General features: G+C 71.1%; 12 protein-coding genes. 5 read left to right on the top strand and 7 right to left on the bottom strand.

Annotation, left to right across the window (positions count from 1 at the left end; all coding sequences use genetic code 11):
• Positions 1 to 32 precede the first annotated feature (32 nt).
• The 3 genes from ACIBEI_RS41315 to ACIBEI_RS41305 all read right to left on the bottom strand — a co-directional run bounded on the left by ACIBEI_RS41315 (position 33) and on the right by ACIBEI_RS41305 (position 3691).
• Positions 33 to 2123: an ATP-binding protein gene (locus ACIBEI_RS41315; protein WP_398895930.1), complete on the bottom strand. Its 2091-nt coding sequence runs from the start codon at positions 2121 to 2123 to the stop codon at positions 33 to 35.
• Positions 2120 to 2788: a DUF4255 domain-containing protein gene (locus tag ACIBEI_RS41310; RefSeq protein ID WP_398895928.1), complete on the bottom strand. Its 669-nt coding sequence runs from the start codon at positions 2786 to 2788 to the stop codon at positions 2120 to 2122. Before ACIBEI_RS41310 ends, ACIBEI_RS41315 begins: the two co-directional genes overlap by 4 nt.
• Before the next feature lie 234 nt (positions 2789 to 3022).
• The gene (locus tag ACIBEI_RS41305) at positions 3023 to 3691 is read right to left on the bottom strand and encodes a LuxR C-terminal-related transcriptional regulator (RefSeq protein WP_398895926.1); all 669 of its coding nucleotides are present in this window, start codon (positions 3689 to 3691) and stop codon (positions 3023 to 3025) included.
• Between the two features lie 263 nt (positions 3692 to 3954).
• Here ACIBEI_RS41305 and ACIBEI_RS41300 point away from each other — a divergent pair, with 263 nt between their 5' ends.
• Positions 3955 to 7164, top strand: coding sequence for an AAA family ATPase (locus ACIBEI_RS41300; RefSeq protein ID WP_398895925.1), 3210 nt, complete (start codon positions 3955 to 3957; stop codon positions 7162 to 7164).
• A 128-nt stretch (positions 7165 to 7292) separates the two neighbouring features.
• Here the strand turns inward: ACIBEI_RS41300 and ACIBEI_RS41295 are convergent, their stop codons facing one another.
• The 3 genes from ACIBEI_RS41295 to ACIBEI_RS41285 form a co-directional block, all read right to left on the bottom strand.
• On the bottom strand, positions 7293 to 8315 hold the full coding sequence (locus tag ACIBEI_RS41295; protein ID WP_398895923.1) for an ABC transporter: 1023 nt from the start codon (positions 8313 to 8315) through the stop codon (positions 7293 to 7295).
• Positions 8312 to 9211, bottom strand: a complete 900-nt coding sequence (locus ACIBEI_RS41290) for an ABC transporter ATP-binding protein (protein WP_398895922.1) — start codon at positions 9209 to 9211, stop codon at positions 8312 to 8314. Before ACIBEI_RS41290 ends, ACIBEI_RS41295 begins: the two co-directional genes overlap by 4 nt.
• Before the next feature lie 89 nt (positions 9212 to 9300).
• The gene (locus ACIBEI_RS41285) at positions 9301 to 9714 is read right to left on the bottom strand and encodes a GntR family transcriptional regulator (protein WP_398895920.1); all 414 of its coding nucleotides are present in this window, start codon (positions 9712 to 9714) and stop codon (positions 9301 to 9303) included.
• A 143-nt stretch (positions 9715 to 9857) separates the two neighbouring features.
• Between ACIBEI_RS41285 and ACIBEI_RS41280 the strand changes: the two genes are divergently transcribed.
• A complete protein-coding gene (locus tag ACIBEI_RS41280) occupies positions 9858 to 10283 on the top strand; it encodes an SgcJ/EcaC family oxidoreductase (protein WP_398895919.1) in 426 nt (141 codons plus the stop codon).
• Between the two features lie 104 nt (positions 10284 to 10387).
• Here the strand turns inward: ACIBEI_RS41280 and ACIBEI_RS41275 are convergent, their stop codons facing one another.
• Positions 10388 to 12679, bottom strand: coding sequence for a heterodisulfide reductase-related iron-sulfur binding cluster (locus ACIBEI_RS41275; RefSeq protein WP_398895917.1), 2292 nt, complete (start codon positions 12677 to 12679; stop codon positions 10388 to 10390).
• 369 nt (positions 12680 to 13048) lie between these two features.
• Between ACIBEI_RS41275 and dnaK the strand changes: the two genes are divergently transcribed.
• The 3 genes from dnaK to dnaJ all read left to right on the top strand — a co-directional run bounded on the left by dnaK (position 13049) and on the right by dnaJ (position 16860).
• Entirely contained in the window at positions 13049 to 14911 is a 1863-nt protein-coding gene (gene dnaK, locus ACIBEI_RS41270; protein ID WP_398895915.1) for a molecular chaperone DnaK, read from the top strand.
• Positions 14908 to 15576: a nucleotide exchange factor GrpE gene (gene grpE, locus ACIBEI_RS41265; protein WP_055615523.1), complete on the top strand. Its 669-nt coding sequence runs from the start codon at positions 14908 to 14910 to the stop codon at positions 15574 to 15576. Before dnaK ends, grpE begins: the two co-directional genes overlap by 4 nt.
• 87 nt (positions 15577 to 15663) lie before the next feature.
• A complete protein-coding gene (gene dnaJ / locus ACIBEI_RS41260; protein ID WP_398895913.1) occupies positions 15664 to 16860 on the top strand; it encodes a molecular chaperone DnaJ in 1197 nt (398 codons plus the stop codon).
• The last annotated feature ends 6 nt before the right edge of the window (positions 16861 to 16866 follow it).

Below are 16866 nucleotides of genomic sequence, written 5' to 3'. Positions count from 1 at the left end.
CGCCGCAGTTCATCCGGGCGGCGGGACGACGGCTACCAGTTGCCCTCTCCGGGCACCAGCCGCCCCGCCTTGCGGTACTCCCGCGCGGCACCCTCCCGCAGGTCGGCGGTGGTGACGGGCGCACCGCGCCCCGCGGCCGCGTAGGCGGCCGTGACGACCGCGCTGCGGATCGAGCCGCCCGCCATCTCGAAGTCGCGGGCGACAGCCGCCGGTTCGATGTCCTCGGTGCACGGGACATGGGCGAGGCTGTGCCGCCACAGGGCCCGGCGCTGCTCGGCGTCCGGGAACGGGAAGTCGACCACCAGGTCGAGCCGCCGGGTGAACGCCTCGTCGATGTTGGCCCGCAGGTTGGTGGTGAGCAGGGCGATGCCGTCGAAGGACTCCAGGCGCTGGAGCAGGTACGCGCTCTCCATGTTGGCGTGCTTGTCGTGGGAGTCCTTGACCTCCGAGCGCTTGCCGAACACGGCGTCCGCCTCGTCGAAGAGCAGCACGGCGTCCGTGCGGTCGGCCTCGGTGAAGATCCGTTCGAGGTTCTTCTCGGTCTCGCCCACGTACTTGTCGACGATCGAGGAGAGCTGGACGACGTAGAGGTCCAGGCCGAGTTCGGCGGCGACGACCTCGGCCGACAGCGTCTTGCCGGTGCCGGACTCGCCCGCGAAGAGCCCGAGGACACCGTGGCCCCGGCCGCCTCCGGCACTCAGCCGCCAGTCGCCGAGGACCTGGTCGCGGTGGCGGGCGCGCAGGGCGAGTTCGTGCAGCTGGGCGAGGGGCCTGTCCGGCAGGACGAGGTCGTCCCAGCCGACGTCGGGCCGGATCCGGCGGGCGTGCCGCTCAAGACCGGACGCGGACTGCTGGCGTGCGGCCAGCCGCAGATGGGCGGCGGTCACCGCGGTGCCGTCGAACATCGCGAGGTCCCGGGCCGCGCGGGCCGCCCGCTCGATACGGTCCCCGCCGAGCCGGTACGGGGCGACGGTGGCGGCCAGGTCGAAACCCGGACCGTCCGCCCCAACGCCGAGCGCGACCGACCAGGCGTCCACGGCACCCGCGTGCGGCCGGGGCGCGTCGAGGACCAGCGGGTCCCGTTCGCACCACTGGGGGTCGTACGGCCCGGCCCCGACGAGCACCACGGGCACGCCGGCCTCCGTCAGGGCCCGCAGCAGCGGGCCTGGCTTCTCCGGCAGCGGTGACACGACGAGCGCCCGGTCGCGCAGCCGGGCCTCGCGCAGCACCCGGGGGAGGACGTCGGAAAGGAGGTCGGGGAGCGGCTCCCCGGCTGCCGCGGGCGTGAAGTGCAGGGCCCCGACACCCGCCGCGCGCAGGGCGGCCGCGGCGCACACGAGCCCGTCGCCCTCGCGGTGCTCACGGAGATAGACGGTGCGGGGGCCGACGGCCAGCCGCGCGGCCAGCCTGGCGGTGAACTCGTCGTGCGAGGCCGAGGGCAGGGGCAGAGGAAGGGACGAGGGGGAGTCCAGCGGGTGGACGCTGCCGGCGAGCGCGGCGTCCGGGGTGTCGTCGCCGAGCAGATGGGCGACGAGCCGGTCCGGAACGCGCAACGAACGGCTGAGGAAGGGGCGTTCGGGCTCCTCGACGGTCAGCAGCCCGAGCGCGGTCAGTGGCGCCGAGGGGTGGAACCGGGCCCGCGCCTCGGCGAGGTGCCACGGCAGCCCACACAGGTCGAGCGCCAGCCCGGCGGTGGCCCGGCGCCTGCTGACGTCGTCGTTGAGGTACCCGTACAGCGGCTCGAAGGAGCGGTCCAGGTCGGGTGCGAGGGCGATGAGCAGGATCCTGGTGTCCAGCCCGGTCAGCCCGAGACGCACCGCGAGCCGCTCCAGCCGGGTGGCTGGGGCGGGCTCCGAGCCCTCCGAGCCCTCCGAGCCCTCCGGGACAGACGCGTCCTCGGAGCCGGCCGCGTCCTCGAACACATCGGCGTACGACACCGCCGTGGGCCCCAGCAGATGCCGTACGGCCTCGTCGGAGAGGTACAGCCCCCGCAGCGGATCGTCCGCCGTGGGATCGACGGCGCCGCGGCTCGCGACCAACTCGGCGACCCGGTCGCGCAGTCGGGCGAGACGGACGAGAAGCGCGTCGGACGTGGGGGAGGCGGGGGAGGCGTACGTGGTCACTGCCGCGGTTCTCCGGTGTCCTGCGTGGGTGTGTCCCGCACGGGTGCCGACCGCCGTGGCCGGTGGCTGCGCTCGGGTGAGTCGTCCAGCGTGCCGTCCATGCCGCGCACGCGGACCGCGCCCTCCGTGACCGGGGGACCGACGTCGTACTCGGGGAAGGCCGGAAAGGGCGCGGTGACCACGAGGTCGAGGGACGGCTTGAGTTCGCCGCCCAGGGCCGACCAGATCTCGGCGAGGGAACGCGACTCGGTGTGCAGCCCCGCCACCGTGAGCGGCACGGACAGGCCCAACGCGCCGAGTGCCCCCGGGAGTTCGTCGGCGGACAGGAGTTCGTGCGGCAGCATCGTGGCCAGTACCGCCGAGAGCAGCCGGTGTTCGTCCTGGGGCTGTTTGGTCCAGGCGGTGACCAGGTACGACAGCCGGAACCAGCGGGGCGGCTGACGGCGGCGCACGATCACGTCGCGTTCGTCGCGGACGGAGACCTGGCCGCGCTGGCGCCGGGAGACGTCCTCCCGGATGTCGTACAAGTAGGCGTTGACGGCGGGCGCGTTGCGCCGGGCCGCCCAGTCGCGGGTCGGGGCCTCGAAGGCGACCTCGATGCCGGAACCGGCGAGCGCGCCGCTCCCGAGCAGCCGCTTGAGGACCTCGTCCACCTCGTGGATCACCGTCGTGCTCCTGCCCTGCCGTGCCTGTGCCGTATCACTGCCGGAAGCCGGAAGCCGGAAGCCGGAAGCCGGAAGCCGGAAGCCGGAAGCCGGAAGTCCGACCGGGCCGTCAGGACACCGGTACCGCCGTCCTGTCCGATCGTCTCCCGCGGGCCACCGGCTCCGCAGGCACGCCGGGGACGACCGTCGGGCAGACCGGGCTGCCCAACTGTCCATGTTCGATTGCCCGTTCGGTCAGATGTAGCCTTCCCGCAGGGCATGGGCCACGGCGTGCGCCCGGTTGCGCAGATGCAGCCGGGTGGTGAGCCCATGCATCACGTTCTTGACGGTCCGTTCGGAGTAGGACAGCTTGCTGGCGATCTCCCCGGTGTCGAGCCCCTCGGCGACCAGCCTCAGTACGTCCACCTCACGCGGTGCGAGTCCCGAGGGGGGACCGCCGGGATGGCCGGTCGCGGTGCGCTGCAGCGACCTCACCTGGCTGATCAGCCGGCCGAGCAGATCGGCGGGCAGGTCGCCGTCGCCGCGGGACGCCGCGAGGACCGCCTGCACCAGCCGGTGCGCGGTGGCCTCGTGGCGCCACACGATGGCCCCGGCGCCGGACTCGATGGCGTCGAGGAGTTCGCTCTCGCGGATCGCGCTCACCACGAGGACGGCACGGGCGCCCTCGCTGCGCACGAGTCTGCGCAGCCGGGAGAGCGCGGCCTCGTCCAGCGTGTCGTTGACCAGCAGGGCGACGGTGTCCGGCCCGGTCTCGGTCTCCTCACGGAGGTCGATCACCGGGTGCTGCCGCAGCTGGCCGAGTACTCCCTCCCGGGAGATCGGGTCCCACGCGTGCACTGCCACCGGTATGCGGGACTCGGATCCGTCCGTGCCGGGAGCCGTGGGTCCGAATGAGCTGCGCAACCGAATCCCCCATGTTCACGGGCCCGTCACCTCTGTGGCGTCCGTGACAGGCGTGCACACACCACACTTCTGTGCCCCGTGGGGCCGGCGCAATCGTGGAGCACCACGAGACACACCACGAGATCGGCGGCACGTCATCGGTGACGGTGGGCCATGTCACGCGCGCCACGGCGCTCGCAGCCGTGGGTCATGTCACGCAACGGGGGTCGCGTTCCACCCCGTCCCACACAGCGGAACGCACCACGGCCACGAGGGAGGCAGGGATGTCCGTAGCGTTGCGTGAGCGCCGGGAGGAGCTGGAGCTGGTGGCGGCCGAGGCCGGGCGGGCCCGGGCCGGAGCCGGCCGTCTCGTGCTGCTGCGCGGAGCCACCGGCACCGGCCGAACCGCACTTCTGGAGGCCGCCGCCGAGCAGGCGGAGGCGGCCGGCATGCGCGTCCTGCGGGCCCGTTGCTCGCCGGACCACACCTCCGTACCGTTCGGCGCCGTCTTTCAACTCCTCGCACACGGACCCGGGTTCGACTCGGCCGCGGGGGAGGAGCCGGATCCGCCCGGCACCCCGCCCCACCGGGGCAGGCACGCACGGCTGTGGCGTCTGCTGCGCGGTTACGCGGACGACGCGCCGCTCCTGGTGGCCGTGGACGACGTGCACCTCGCCGACGAGTCCTCGCGCCGCTGGCTGGTCGAGGCCGCGCGGCGCATCGACCGATTACCCGTGCTGATGGTGGTGACCGAGCGCAGCCAGTACGACATCGATCCGCCGGCCGACGGGCTGGTGCACACACTCTCCCCCGCCCTCGTCCGCACCCGCACGCTGGCCCCGCTGAGCGCCGACTCCGCGGCGGAGCTGGTCCGTTCGGCCCTAGGGGGTGTTTTGAAAGTCCCGCACAGCACCCACGGCGCCCGGCACGCACCCTCGCCGCACCGGCCGAAGACCCAAGTAGCTCCGCTACGAGGGACTTCGTCCGGCACGCCGAGGGCACGCACCGAACACCGCGGGCACCGCACGGGACTTTCAAAACACCCCCTCGGCCGTCCCGCTCCGGCCGAGTGGGTGGACGACTGCGTACGGGCGGGCGCGGGCAACCCGCTGTTGCTGCGTGCCCTGCTGGACGACCTAGCGGGCACCGCCCCGGAGGACGCCCCGGCGGCCCTGCCCGACAACTGCGCGGCGTTGTACCCCGGTTCCTACGCGGCCGCCGTTTCCTGGTGGCTCGACAGCGCCGGGCCCACGACCACCGAGGTCGCCCGTGCGCTCGCCGCTCTGGACGACGACGGGGAAGACGGCGAGAAGGACGGGGACAGCGCGAGCGGCGGGGGTGACCACGGGGACGCCCACGCCGAGCTGCTCGCCAGGACGGCGGACGTCGACCCCGCCCGCGTACCGGGCTGGCTGACCGCGATGACCGGCCTCGGGCTGCTGCGCCCCAGTCCCGCCGGACGGCCTCGCTACGCCCATCCGCTGTTGCGGGACGCGGTGCTGAGCAGCTGGTCGGGCGCCCTGCGGCAGGCGGCGCACCACCGGGCGGCCGAGGCGATGCTGCGCCGCGGTGACCGCGCCGAGGCGGTGGCCGGGCAGTTGTTGCGGTCCGCCCCGGTCGGCGAGGCATGGGCCACGGGTGTCCTGCTGGACGCCGCCGGCCTGGCGGTCCGGGACGACCGCAGCGACGATGCCGTGGCGTTCCTGCGCCGCGCCCTCGACGAGCCGATGCCGGACGCCCGCCGGAGCGTGGTCCTTACCGAACTGGGCTCGCTGGAGTACGCCACCGTACGGTCGACGGCCGGGATACCGCGGCTGGCCGAGGCGATGCGGCTGTCGGGTCTGCCGCGCGACCGGGTGCGAGCGGCGGTCGCGCTGGGCACGGCGCTGGCCCGGCAGGGCGAGGCGCGCACCGCGGTCGACGTGCTGCGCGGCCTGGAGGACGAGCATCTGACGGGCCACCCGGACCTGGTCCGCACGGTGCAGACGGCCTCGGCGCTGCTGTCCGACCACGACCCGGGGACACGGCGGGAGGTGTACCGCTGGCTGCGCGAGACCGCCGAACGCTCGCCCCAACTCGTCGGCACGGCCGGGCAGGCGCTGCTCGTACGCTACGAGTCGACGGCCGGTCTGACCTCGGCGGCGTCGGCGATGCGCCGGATCCGCGCCCTGCTGGCGCAGCCGGCCGACCCGCTCGCGGAGGGGTTCCTGCTGGGCACGGCCGCCGCGGTCGCCCAGTGGGCGGACCAGCTCGACGAGGCCGAACAGCTCGTACGACGCGGCCTGGCCGGGCAGCGCACGTCCCTGCTGCACCCGATGCACCTGGCGCTGCTGAACGTACGGGTCGACATCGCCGCCGCCCGTGGCGCGTACGCCGAACTGCTCGCCGATCCAGAGGCGTTGGGCCCCGTCGTGGGCCGGCCCGATCCGGCCAACGCGCAGGCCCACGCGCTGATCGCGCTCGTCGAGACGGGCCGTACGGAGGAGGCCACCCGTCTCGCGGACGGCTTCGACCTCCAGAACCCGCACGACTCCTGGGAGTTGAACCGCTTCCTCTACGCGCGCGGTGTCCTGCGCGCGGCCACCGGCGATCCGGCGGGCGCTCTCGGCGACTTCCTGGAGTGCGGGCGCCACCAGTCGGCACGGGACGTGGCGAGCCCGGTCGTCACCCCCTGGCGGACCGCGTCGGCGGAGTGCCACCTGGCGCTCGGCCGGCCCCGCCAGGCCCTGGCCCTGGCCGAGGAGGAACTCCGCCTCGCCACCGTGTGGAACACGCCCCGTGTCCTGGGCCGGGCCCTGCGCGTCCTCGGCACGGCGACCGGCGGCCGCCGAGGCCTCGATCTGACGGACCGGGCGGTACGGGTCCTGCGGGAGGGGGCCGGCGGGGCGTCGGCCGGAACACCCGAGGCGACACCACCCGAGGCAACACCACCCGAGGCGACACCACCCGAGGTGACACCACCGGAGGCGACACCACCTGAGGTGCTCCTCGACGCGAAATCCGACGGCGGCGGGTCCGCGGCCCCGGTCGGGGAGCCGGTCGAAACGGAGTTGATCCCGGCGCTGATCGCACAGGGACGTCTGCTCACCGCCACCGGGGATCGGGCACGGGCCCGCGAGGCGCTCCGGGAGGCGGCCGAACGCGCCGAACGGCTGGGCGCGGTCCGGATGCGGGCGTCCGCGGAGGCTGCCCTGCACGAGAGCGGCGCCCGCCGTGCGGCGACGGCACGGACGGGGTCCGGTTCGCTCACCGCCAGCGAGCGCCGGATCGCGGAACTCGCCGCGCAGAGCCGTACGAACACAGAGATAGCGGAGCTGCTGCACCTGGCCCGGCGTACCGTCGAGACCCATCTGACCAGCGCCTACCGCAAGTTGGGCATCCGTCGCAGAGCGGAACTCGGCGCCGCGCTCACGGACGCCGGGTCCCGCTCCGGCCCGCCCGGCCCCGGCCCCGACCGGGACCGGATCCGGGACCGGCGAGGCACTCAGAAGTAGGGCGTGCGGGCCCTGTTCGGCCATGAGGCAGGCGCCGTGGACCGTCCGTCTGGTTCAGGGCGTTGCCCCCGGCGTCGGACGAAGGCGCCCGGTCGGACTGCGGCGCCCGGTCGGACAGCGGCGCCCGGTCAGACGAGGCGCTTGCGGCCCCAGAGGATGACGAACGCCGCGATGCAGGCGGTCAGGGCCAGCAGGATCGAGGAGCCGAGCCACTGCATGGAGGACATCTGGGAGAGCGGGAGGTACTCGACGTGCCAGCCGACGACCTGCGCCTTCTCCAGACAGGCGGTGGCGGCCTTCTCCGTCGCCTCGGCGCAGCTGCCCCAGCCGATGAGGTCGCCGGACGCGGTGAGGTAGGACTGGTCCACGACGTGGGCGCTGTCGGGCAGCTTCGGGAAGGCCTCGTCCCCGACACCGTTGCCGGTCGTGACGGTGACGGCGTCCCCGAGAGCCATCCGGAAGTGCGACCAGACGATCTGCACGGCTACGGCGAAGCCGAAGGTGACGGCCATGGACAGCAGGGTCCGGCGCAGCAGCATGCCGATCGCCACGCCACCGACGACGGTGAACAGGGTGAGCGCCACGGGCACGGGCCCGCTGCTGTCGAAGGCGGAAGCGTCGGCCCAACTCATCACGTACGACGACGACTTGACCGGTGACCACCACCAGGTGAACGCGACGGAGGCCGCCGTGGTGCACACCGCGACCACGAGTGTGGTCACCCCGAGCTTGGTGGCGAGCCAGCGGACCCGGCCGGCGGACTGCGCGTTGACCAGCTTGGCGGTGCCGCTCTCCAGGTCCCCGGCGAGCAGGGGCGCGCCCATGAAGACCCCGATCAGGAGGGGCGCGAACCCGAGCAGTTGGGCGGCCATGTTGAGCGGCCCCTGGTCGAACCCCTGCTCCCAGCCGGACTGCAGGTCCGGCCAGCCGTGGCCTTCGAGGTACGTCACCATCCGATGGCGCCCGTAGACGATCCCCGCGACGGTGACGGCGGCGGTGGCCAGGAGAGTCCAGCAGGCCGCGCGGTGCTGACGCCAGACGAGCCAGTTCATGCCGCTGAGGTGCGGGCCGCGGCCGGCTTTGGTGCGGGCGGGGCCGGAGGGTGCCGAGGCCGGGCCGCCAGTGCTTCCGGTACTGGTCATCGTGCTCATGCCGCCACCGCCCGCGGTGCGACGTAGGAGCTGGGACTGATCAGGGGCGGCGCCTCGGGGGAGCGCAGATAGGCGAGCAGGAGTTCCTCCAGGTCCGGGGTGCTCGCCTGCCAGGGGCCGCCGGTGACCGGCCCGTCGGGGCGGACCAGCGCGGTGAACTGCCGTCCGCTGATACGGGTTTCGACCACGGTGTGGTACGCCACCTCCGGGGGCGTCCGCCCGTCGGAGTGGACCCCGGTCAACACGGCGTGGGCGGTGCGGAGTTCGTCGACCTCACCGGCGAGCCGCAGCCCTCCTTCGGCGATGACCAGCAGGTAGTCGCAGGTGTTCTCCAGCTCGGCGATCATGTGGGTGGACATCAGCACGGTGGTGCCGCGCTCGGCGGCCTCGGCCAGCAGGGTGCTCATCAACTCGTGGCGCACCAGCGGGTCGAGGTCGGACATCGGCTCGTCGAGGAGCAGCAGATCGGGCCGCTTGCCGAAGGCGACGGCGAAGGCCACCCGGGTGCGCTGGCCACCGGAGAGGGTGCCGATCCTCGCCTCGAACGGAATGTTGCCCGCGCGGACGATGTTCTCGGCGGCCCGCTGGTCCCAGCCGGGGTTCAGTTCACGGCCAAGACGCAGGGTCTCGGCGACGGTGAAGCGCTTGAACAACGGCTTCTCCTGGGCGAGGAACGCCGTACGCCGGCCGGCCTCCGCGGACTCCGGGGCCGCGCCGAACACCCGCAGGGTGCCGGAGGTCGGCTCCAGCAGGTTGGCGGCGATGGACATCAGCGTGGTCTTGCCCGCGCCGTTGGGGCCCACCAGACCGCAGATCCGCCCGGCCGGCAGCCGGAAGGAGCAGTCCCGCAGGGCCCAGCCCCGGCGGTACTTCCTGCCGACCGAGTAGGCCTCCATCGCGGACTCGCCCGCGAGACCCAGGCGTCCCCCGTCTCCCCCGTCTCCCCCGTGCCCTTCGTCTGCCCTGTGTTCCGTCCCGTCGCCCATCATCCGTGTCCCCCGTTCCCGGCGGCCGCCCTGGTATCGGCGTACCGCTCCTCCATGACGGACGTGACCAGCGCGGTCACGTCCTCCTGCTCCAGACCCGCTTCGTGGGCCCGGTCCATCCATGCCTCCAGCTCGCCCCGCAGCGGTGAGTCCGCCCCCGCCTGGGGACGGGCCAGCGACTGGCGGACGAAGGTGCCCAGACCCGGCCGCAGTTCGACCAGGCCCTCCCGGTCCAGCTCGCGGTAGGCCTTGAGCGTGGTGTTCGGGTTCACCGCTGAGGTCGCCGCGACGTCCTTGGCCGTCGGCAGCTGGTCCCCGGGCACGAGTACGCCGAGGCGCAGGGCCTGCTTGGTCTGCTGAACGATCTGCTGATAGGCGGCCACCCCGCTCCGCCTGTCGATCCGGAACTCCAACCTCCATCACCACCCTTTAGCTAATGAACTAGTGGATTGATGATGGGGATGATGGAGCACGGATCGCGCATCTGTCAAAGACCCCAGCTCTCCGGCATGAACGCCCTTGACCTGAACCAAAGTTGAGGTTCTACGTTTCCCGTATGGACACCACGAACCCCGTTCACTCCGCCCAGGGCACCGACGAGCGACGGATCCGCGAACTCGTCGCGCGCAGCCAGGAAGCCCAGACCGACCCGGAGGTACTGCCGGTCCTGCACACCTCCGACCTGGTGCTCATCAACCTCGCGGGGCGGCGCGTCTTCGGACGGGAGGCTTTCGCGTCGGCCATGACCGCGGCGCTCGCCTCCCCGCTCAGGGACGTCAGGACCACGCTGGAGGTTGACGACATCCGCTTCGTACGGCCCGACGTGGCCATCGTGAGCCTGACCAAGACGGTCCACGACGAACGCCCGGACACGCAGGGCCCGTCCGACTTCCCCGCGCGCGGCGCGATGACGTACGTCCTGACCCGCGAGGAGGACGAGAACTGGCACATCGCCCTGGCGCAGACGACACCGATTGCCTGAGCGCCCTGGCGGGACCTTGTACGACGACAGCACCCCATGCCCCGGTCCGATCTGCCTGATCGATCCGGGACATGGGGTGCTTCGTTACGGGGATGACGCTCCGGTCACTTCACCGGCTGCGGCTCCGGTGCGTTCTCCGACTCGTCCTCGCCCGCCGGGGGCTCGTCGTCGAGCGGGGTCTTCACGGAGTCGAGCAGCAGCTGGGCCACGTCGACGACCGTGATGGACTCCTTCGCCTTGCCATCGTTCTTCTTGCCGTTGACCGAGTCGGTCAGCATGACGAGGCAGAACGGGCAGGCGGTGGAGACGATGTCGGGGTTGAGGCTGAGAGCTTCGTCGACGCGCTCGTTGTTGATGCGCTTGCCGATCCGCTCCTCCATCCACATCCGCGCGCCACCGGCGCCGCAGCAGAAGCCGCGCTCCTTGTGGCGGTGCATCTCCTGCTGGCGCAGGCCCGGGACGGCGGTCATGATCTCGCGCGGAGGCGTGTAGATCTTGTTGTGCCGGCCCAGGTAGCAGGGGTCGTGGTAGGTGATGAGGCCCTCGACCGGGGTCACCGGGATCAGCTTGCCCTCGTCGATCAGGTGCTGGAGCAGCTGGGTGTGGTGGATGACCTCGTAGTCGCCGCCGAGCTGCGGGTACTCGTTGCCAAGGGTGTTGAGGCAGTGCGGGCAGGTCGCGACGATCTTCTTCGCGGACTTCGGCTTCCTCGACTCCGCGGGGAAGTTGCCCTCGTCGTCCATCTCCTCGCCGAACGCCATGTTCAGCGCGGAGACGTTCTCCATGCCGAGCTCCTGGAAGAGGGGCTCGTTGCCCAGGCGGCGGGCGGAGTCACCGGTGCACTTCTCGTCGCCGCCCATGATCGCGAACTTGACGCCCGCGATGTGCAGCAGCTCGGCGAAGGCCTTGGTGGTCTTCTTGGCGCGGTCCTCAAGGGCGCCCGCACAGCCGACCCAGTACAGGTAGTCGACCTCGGACAGGTCCTCGATGTCCTTGCCGACGACCGGGATCTCGAAGTCGACCTCCTTGGTCCACTCCAGGCGCTGCTTCTTCGCCAGACCCCAGGGGTTGCCCTTCTTCTCCAGGTTCTTGAGCATCGTGCCCGCCTCGGACGGGAACGCGGACTCGATCATCACCTGGTAGCGGCGCATGTCGACGATGTGGTCGACGTGCTCGATGTCGACGGGGCACTGCTCGACACAGGCGCCGCAGGTGGTGCAGGACCACAGCACGTCGGGGTCGATGACGCCGTTCTCTTCGAGGGTCCCGATGAGGGGCCGCTCGGCCTCGGCGAGGGCGGCGGCGGGCACGTCCTTGAGCTGCTCCGCGGTCGCCTTCTCGTTGCCCTCCATGTCCTTGCCGCCACCGGCGAGCAGGTAGGGGGCCTTGGCGTGGGCGTGGTCCCGCAGCGACATGATCAGCAGCTTCGGGGAGAGCGGCTTCCCGGTGTTCCAGGCGGGGCACTGCGACTGACAGCGCCCGCACTCCGTACACGTCGAGAAGTCGAGGATGCCCTTCCAGGAGAACTGCTCGACCTGGGAGACACCGAAGACGTCGTCCTCGCCCGGGTCGGTGAAGTCGATCGGCTCGCCGCCCGACGTCATCGGCAGCAGGGCGCCCAGCGCGGTGCCGCCCTCGGCGTTCCGCTTGAACCAGATGTTCGGGAAGCCGAGGAAACGGTGCCAGGCGACACCCATGTTGGTGTTCAGCGCGACGGTGATCATCCAGATCAGCGAGGTGCCGATCTTGATCATCGCGACGAGGTAGACGAGGTTCTGGAGCACGCCGAGGGAGAGCCCCTTGAAGGCGAGGACCAGGGGGTACGAGGCGAAGTACGCGGCCTCGTAGTGCTCGACGTGGTGGATCGCGCCCTCAAGACCGCGCAGGGCGTAGATCGCGAGGCCGATGGTGAGGATGACGTACTCGACGAAGTACGCCTGCCAGGCCTTTGAGCCCGCGAAACGGGACTTGCGACCGGCCCGGGAGGGCAGGTTCAGCAGCCGGATCGCGATGAGCACGGCGATGCCGAGGATCGTCATCACGCCGATGAACTCGATGTACATCTCGAACGGCAGGAAGCCGCCGATGACCGGCAGCGTCCAGTCCGCCTCGAAGAGCTGGCCGTAGGCCTGCGCGAGGGTCGGCGGCAGCGTCAGGAAGCCGATCGCGACGAACCAGTGGGCGAAGCCGACGATGCCCCAGCGGTTCATCCGGGTGTGACCCAGGAATTCCTTCACCAGGGTGATCGTGCGAGCCTTGGGGTTGTCGGTGCGGCTGCCCGCCGGCACCGGCTGGCCCAGCTTCACGAACCGGTAGATCTGCGCGACGGCTCGGGCGATGAGCGCAACGCCGACCACGGTCAGGACCAGCGACACGATGATCGCGGCGAGTTGCATTTCGGGACTCCTCGGGCCTGCGAGGTTCTCTTCGGGGTGGGTCTCCCGGTTCCCCGAAGATTGATTACTAAGCGGTAACTTATGCAGTCCTCTGAGACTACCCACTCCTGTGTCCGCACTGTAGTCAGGGGTGCGGTGATCTGCGTCGCTGAGGCTTGCCTGAGTGAGTCGTGCCCCTTTAGGGGCGCGGGGAACTGCGCGATCAGCCCCCACGGGCCCGCAGTCAACGGCCGACCCGCAGGTCAGGGCCTAATTGCGCGTAAGAATGAGATAAGAGTTGAGCCTCCAAGACTCACCTCTGTTGACCGAGCGGTGAGCGTCGTGCACACTTGAGCCTGTTCCACTCAAGTCATTGCTGGAGGAATTGAAATGGCACGTGCGGTCGGCATCGACCTGGGCACGACTAACTCCGTCGTCAGCGTTCTGGAGGGCGGTGAGCCCACCGTCATCACCAACGCCGAGGGCGCCAGGACCACGCCGTCCGTCGTCGCCTTCGCCAAGAACGGTGAGGTGCTCGTCGGAGAGGTCGCCAAGCGCCAGGCGGTCACGAACGTGGACCGGACCATCCGCTCTGTGAAGCGTCACATGGGCACGGACTGGTCCATCGAGCTCGACGGGAAGAACTTCAACCCGCAGCAGATGAGCGCCTTCATCCTGCAGAAGCTGAAGCGCGACGCCGAGGCGTACCTGGGCGAGAAGGTCGCGGACGCGGTCATCACCGTCCCGGCGTACTTCAACGACTCCGAGCGTCAGGCGACGAAGGAGGCCGGCGAGATCGCGGGCCTGAACGTCCTGCGCATCGTGAACGAGCCCACCGCGGCGGCTCTCGCGTACGGCCTCGACAAGGACGACCAGACGATCCTCGTCTTCGACCTCGGTGGCGGCACCTTCGACGTGTCCCTCCTGGAGATCGGTGACGGCGTCGTCGAGGTGAAGGCCACGAACGGCGACAACCACCTCGGTGGTGACGACTGGGACCAGCGCGTCATGGACTACCTGGTCAAGCAGTTCTCCGCGGGCCACGGCGTGGACCTGGGCAAGGACAAGATGGCCCTCCAGCGCCTCCGCGAGGCCGCCGAGAAGGCCAAGATCGAGCTGTCCTCGTCCACCGAGACCACGATCAACCTGCCGTACATCACGGCGTCTGCCGAGGGTCCGCTGCACTTGGACGAGAAGCTCACCCGGGCTCAGTTCCAGCAGCTGACGGCCGACCTCCTTGAGCGCTGCAAGACGCCGTTCCACAACGTCATCAAGGACGCCGGCATCCAGCTCAGCGAGATCGACCACGTCGTTCTCGTCGGTGGCTCCACCCGTATGCCCGCCGTCGCCGAGCTCGTCAAGGAGCTGACCGGCGGCCAGGACGCCAACAAGGGTGTGAACCCGGACGAGGTCGTCGCCATCGGCGCCGCCCTCCAGGCCGGTGTCCTCAAGGGTGAGGTCAAGGACGTCCTGCTCCTCGACGTGACCCCGCTGTCCCTCGGTATCGAGACCAAGGGAGGGATCATGACCAAGCTCATCGAGCGCAACACCACGATCCCGACCAAGCGGTCCGAGATCTTCACGACGGCCGAGGACAACCAGCCGTCCGTGCAGATCCAGGTCTACCAGGGCGAGCGCGAGATCGCGGCGTACAACAAGAAGCTCGGGATGTTCGAGCTGACCGGTCTGCCGCCGGCCCCGCGCGGGGTCCCGCAGATCGAGGTCGCCTTCGACATCGACGCCAACGGCATCATGCACGTGACCGCGAAGGACCTGGGCACGGGCAAGGAGCAGAAGATGACCGTCACCGGCGGCTCCTCGCTGCCGAAGGACGAGGTCGACCGCATGCGCCAGGAGGCCGAGCAGTACGCGGACGAGGACCACCGTCGCCGCGAGGCCGCAGAGTCCCGCAACCAGGGCGAGCAGCTCGTCTACCAGACGGAGAAGTTCCTCAAGGACAACGAGGACAAGGTCCCCGGTGACGTCAAGACCGAGGTCGAGACGAGCATCGAGGAGCTGAAGACCGCGCTCAAGGGCGAGGACACCACCGAGATCCGTACGGCCACCGAGAAGGTCGCCGCCGTCTCCCAGAAGCTCGGCCAGGCGATGTACGCGGACGCCCAGGCCGCGCAGGGTGCCGCCGGTGCCGAGGCCCCGGGTGCCGACGAGGGCGCGGGCGCCAAGGCCGACGACGACGTCGTGGACGCCGAGATCGTCGACGAGGACCGTGACCGCAAGGACGGTGCCGCGTGACAGAGGAGACCCCGGGCTTCGACGAGCAGCCCGACGTCCCCTCCGGCGCCACCCCTGAAGACGCCGAGCCGAAGACTGCCCCCTCCGTGGAGGAGGGGGCGGCCCAGGCCGGGGACGCGGCAGCAGCAGCACAGATCGCGGGCCTCACCGCTCAGCTGGACCAGGTACGCACGGCGCTCGGCGAGCGCACAGCGGACGTCCAGCGGCTCCAGGCCGAGTACCAGAACTACCGCCGCCGGGTCGAGCGCGACCGGATCGCGGTCAAGGAGATCGCCATCGCGAACCTCCTGACCGAGCTCCTGCCCGTGCTCGACGACATCGGCCGCGCGCGGGACCACAGCGAACTGGTCGGCGGCTTCAAGTCGGTGGCCGAGTCGCTGGAGACCGTCGCGGCGAAGATGGGTCTGCAGCAGTTCGGCAAGGAGGGCGAGCCCTTCGACCCGACGATCCACGAGGCCCTGATGCACAGTTACGCACCGGACGTCACCGAGACGACGTGCGTGGCGATTCTGCAGCCGGGGTATCGCTTCGGCGAGCGCACCATCCGCCCCGCGCGGGTGGCCGTCGCCGAGCCGCAGCCCGGCGCGCAGACGGTCAAGGGCGACGAGACGGACGGGACGCAGGCGGCCGACGACAAGGAGAGCGGTGGCCCGGACGAGGGCTGACGTGAAACAGGGCGTACGCGCGCCCGTATGCGGCACGAACACCAAGCGCGTACGTGACAGTGGCGTGCGGAAGGAGGGGCGTCGAGGATGAGCACCAAGGACTTCATCGAGAAGGACTACTACAAGGTCCTCGGCGTCCCCAAGGACGCCACCGAGGCCGAGATCAAGAAGGCGTACCGGAAGCTCGCCCGCGAGTACCACCCGGACGCCAACAAGGGGAACGCGAAGGCCGAGGACCGCTTCAAGGAGATCTCCGAGGCGAACGACATCCTCGGGGACCCCAAGAAGCGCAAGGAGTACGACGAGGCGCGCGCCCTCTTCGGCAACGGCGGGTTCAGGCCCGGACCGGGCGCCGGGGGCGGCAACTTCAACTTCGACCTGGGCGACCTCTTCGGAGGCGGGCCGGGTCAGGGCGGAGCGGGCGGCCAGGGCGGCGCCGGCGGCTTCGGCGGCGGTATCGGTGACGTGTTCGGCGGCCTGTTCAACCGCGGCGGCACAGGCACTGGCACGCGTACGCAGCCGCGGCGCGGCCAGGACATCGACACCGAGGTCACGCTCAGCTTCACGGAGGCGGTGGACGGGGCGACCGTTCCCCTCCGCATGACCTCGCAGTCCCCCTGCAAGGCCTGTTCGGGCACCGGCGACAAGAACGGCACACCGCGCGTGTGCCCGACCTGCGTCGGCACCGGCCAGGTGGCGCGGGGCTCGGGCGGCGGCTTCTCGCTGACCGACCCGTGCCCCGACTGCAAGGGCCGCGGCCTGATCGCGGAGCACGCGTGCCTGGTCTGCAACGGCTCGGGGCGCGCCAAGTCGTCCCGCACCATGCAGGTCCGTATCCCGGCCGGGGTGTCGGACAACCAGCGCATCCGGCTCCGCGGCAAGGGCGCACCGGGCGAGCGGGGCGGACCGGCGGGCGATCTGTACGTCACCGTGCACGTCGACGCGCACCCGGTCTTCGGCCGCAAGGGCGACAACCTCACCGTCACCGTCCCCGTCACCTTCACGGAGGCGGCGCTCGGCGGCGAGGTCCGCGTGCCCACGCTCGGGGGACCTCCGGTCACCCTGAAGCTGCCCCCGGGCACACCCAACGGCCGTACGATGCGCGCCCGTGGCAAGGGCGCGGTCCGCAAGGACGGCACCCGCGGGGACCTGTTGGTCACCGTCGAGGTGAGTGTCCCCACGGACGTGACGGGGAAGGCTCGTGACGCGCTCGAGGCGTATCGCGAGGCCACCGCGGACGAGGACCCGCGGGCGGAGCTGTTCCAGGCCGCGAAGGGAGCATGAGGACAC

It is taken from the genome of Streptomyces sp. NPDC050988 (assembly GCF_044456225.1).
Taxonomy (GTDB): domain Bacteria; phylum Actinomycetota; class Actinomycetes; order Streptomycetales; family Streptomycetaceae; genus Streptomyces.
The sequence above is the reverse complement of the archived record's forward strand: the minus strand, read 5'-3'. Positions and strand labels throughout refer to the sequence as shown.

Bases quoted from the DNA above. Each gene is read 5' to 3' on its own strand.
- ACIBEI_RS41275 (WP_398895917.1), bottom strand. From the start codon at position 12,679: ATGCAACTCGCCGCGATCATCGTGTCGCTGGTCCTGACCGTGGTCGGC.
- ACIBEI_RS41280 (WP_398895919.1), top strand. From the start codon at position 9,858: ATGGACACCACGAACCCCGTTCACTCCGCCCAGGGCACCGACGAGCGA.
- ACIBEI_RS41300 (WP_398895925.1), top strand. From the start codon at position 3,955: ATGTCCGTAGCGTTGCGTGAGCGCCGGGAGGAGCTGGAGCTGGTGGCG.
- ACIBEI_RS41295 (WP_398895923.1), bottom strand. From the start codon at position 8,315: ATGAGCACGATGACCAGTACCGGAAGCACTGGCGGCCCGGCCTCGGCA.
- ACIBEI_RS41290 (WP_398895922.1), bottom strand. From the start codon at position 9,211: ATGGAGGCCTACTCGGTCGGCAGGAAGTACCGCCGGGGCTGGGCCCTG.
- dnaK (WP_398895915.1), top strand. From the start codon at position 13,049: ATGGCACGTGCGGTCGGCATCGACCTGGGCACGACTAACTCCGTCGTC.
- dnaJ (WP_398895913.1), top strand. From the start codon at position 15,664: ATGAGCACCAAGGACTTCATCGAGAAGGACTACTACAAGGTCCTCGGC.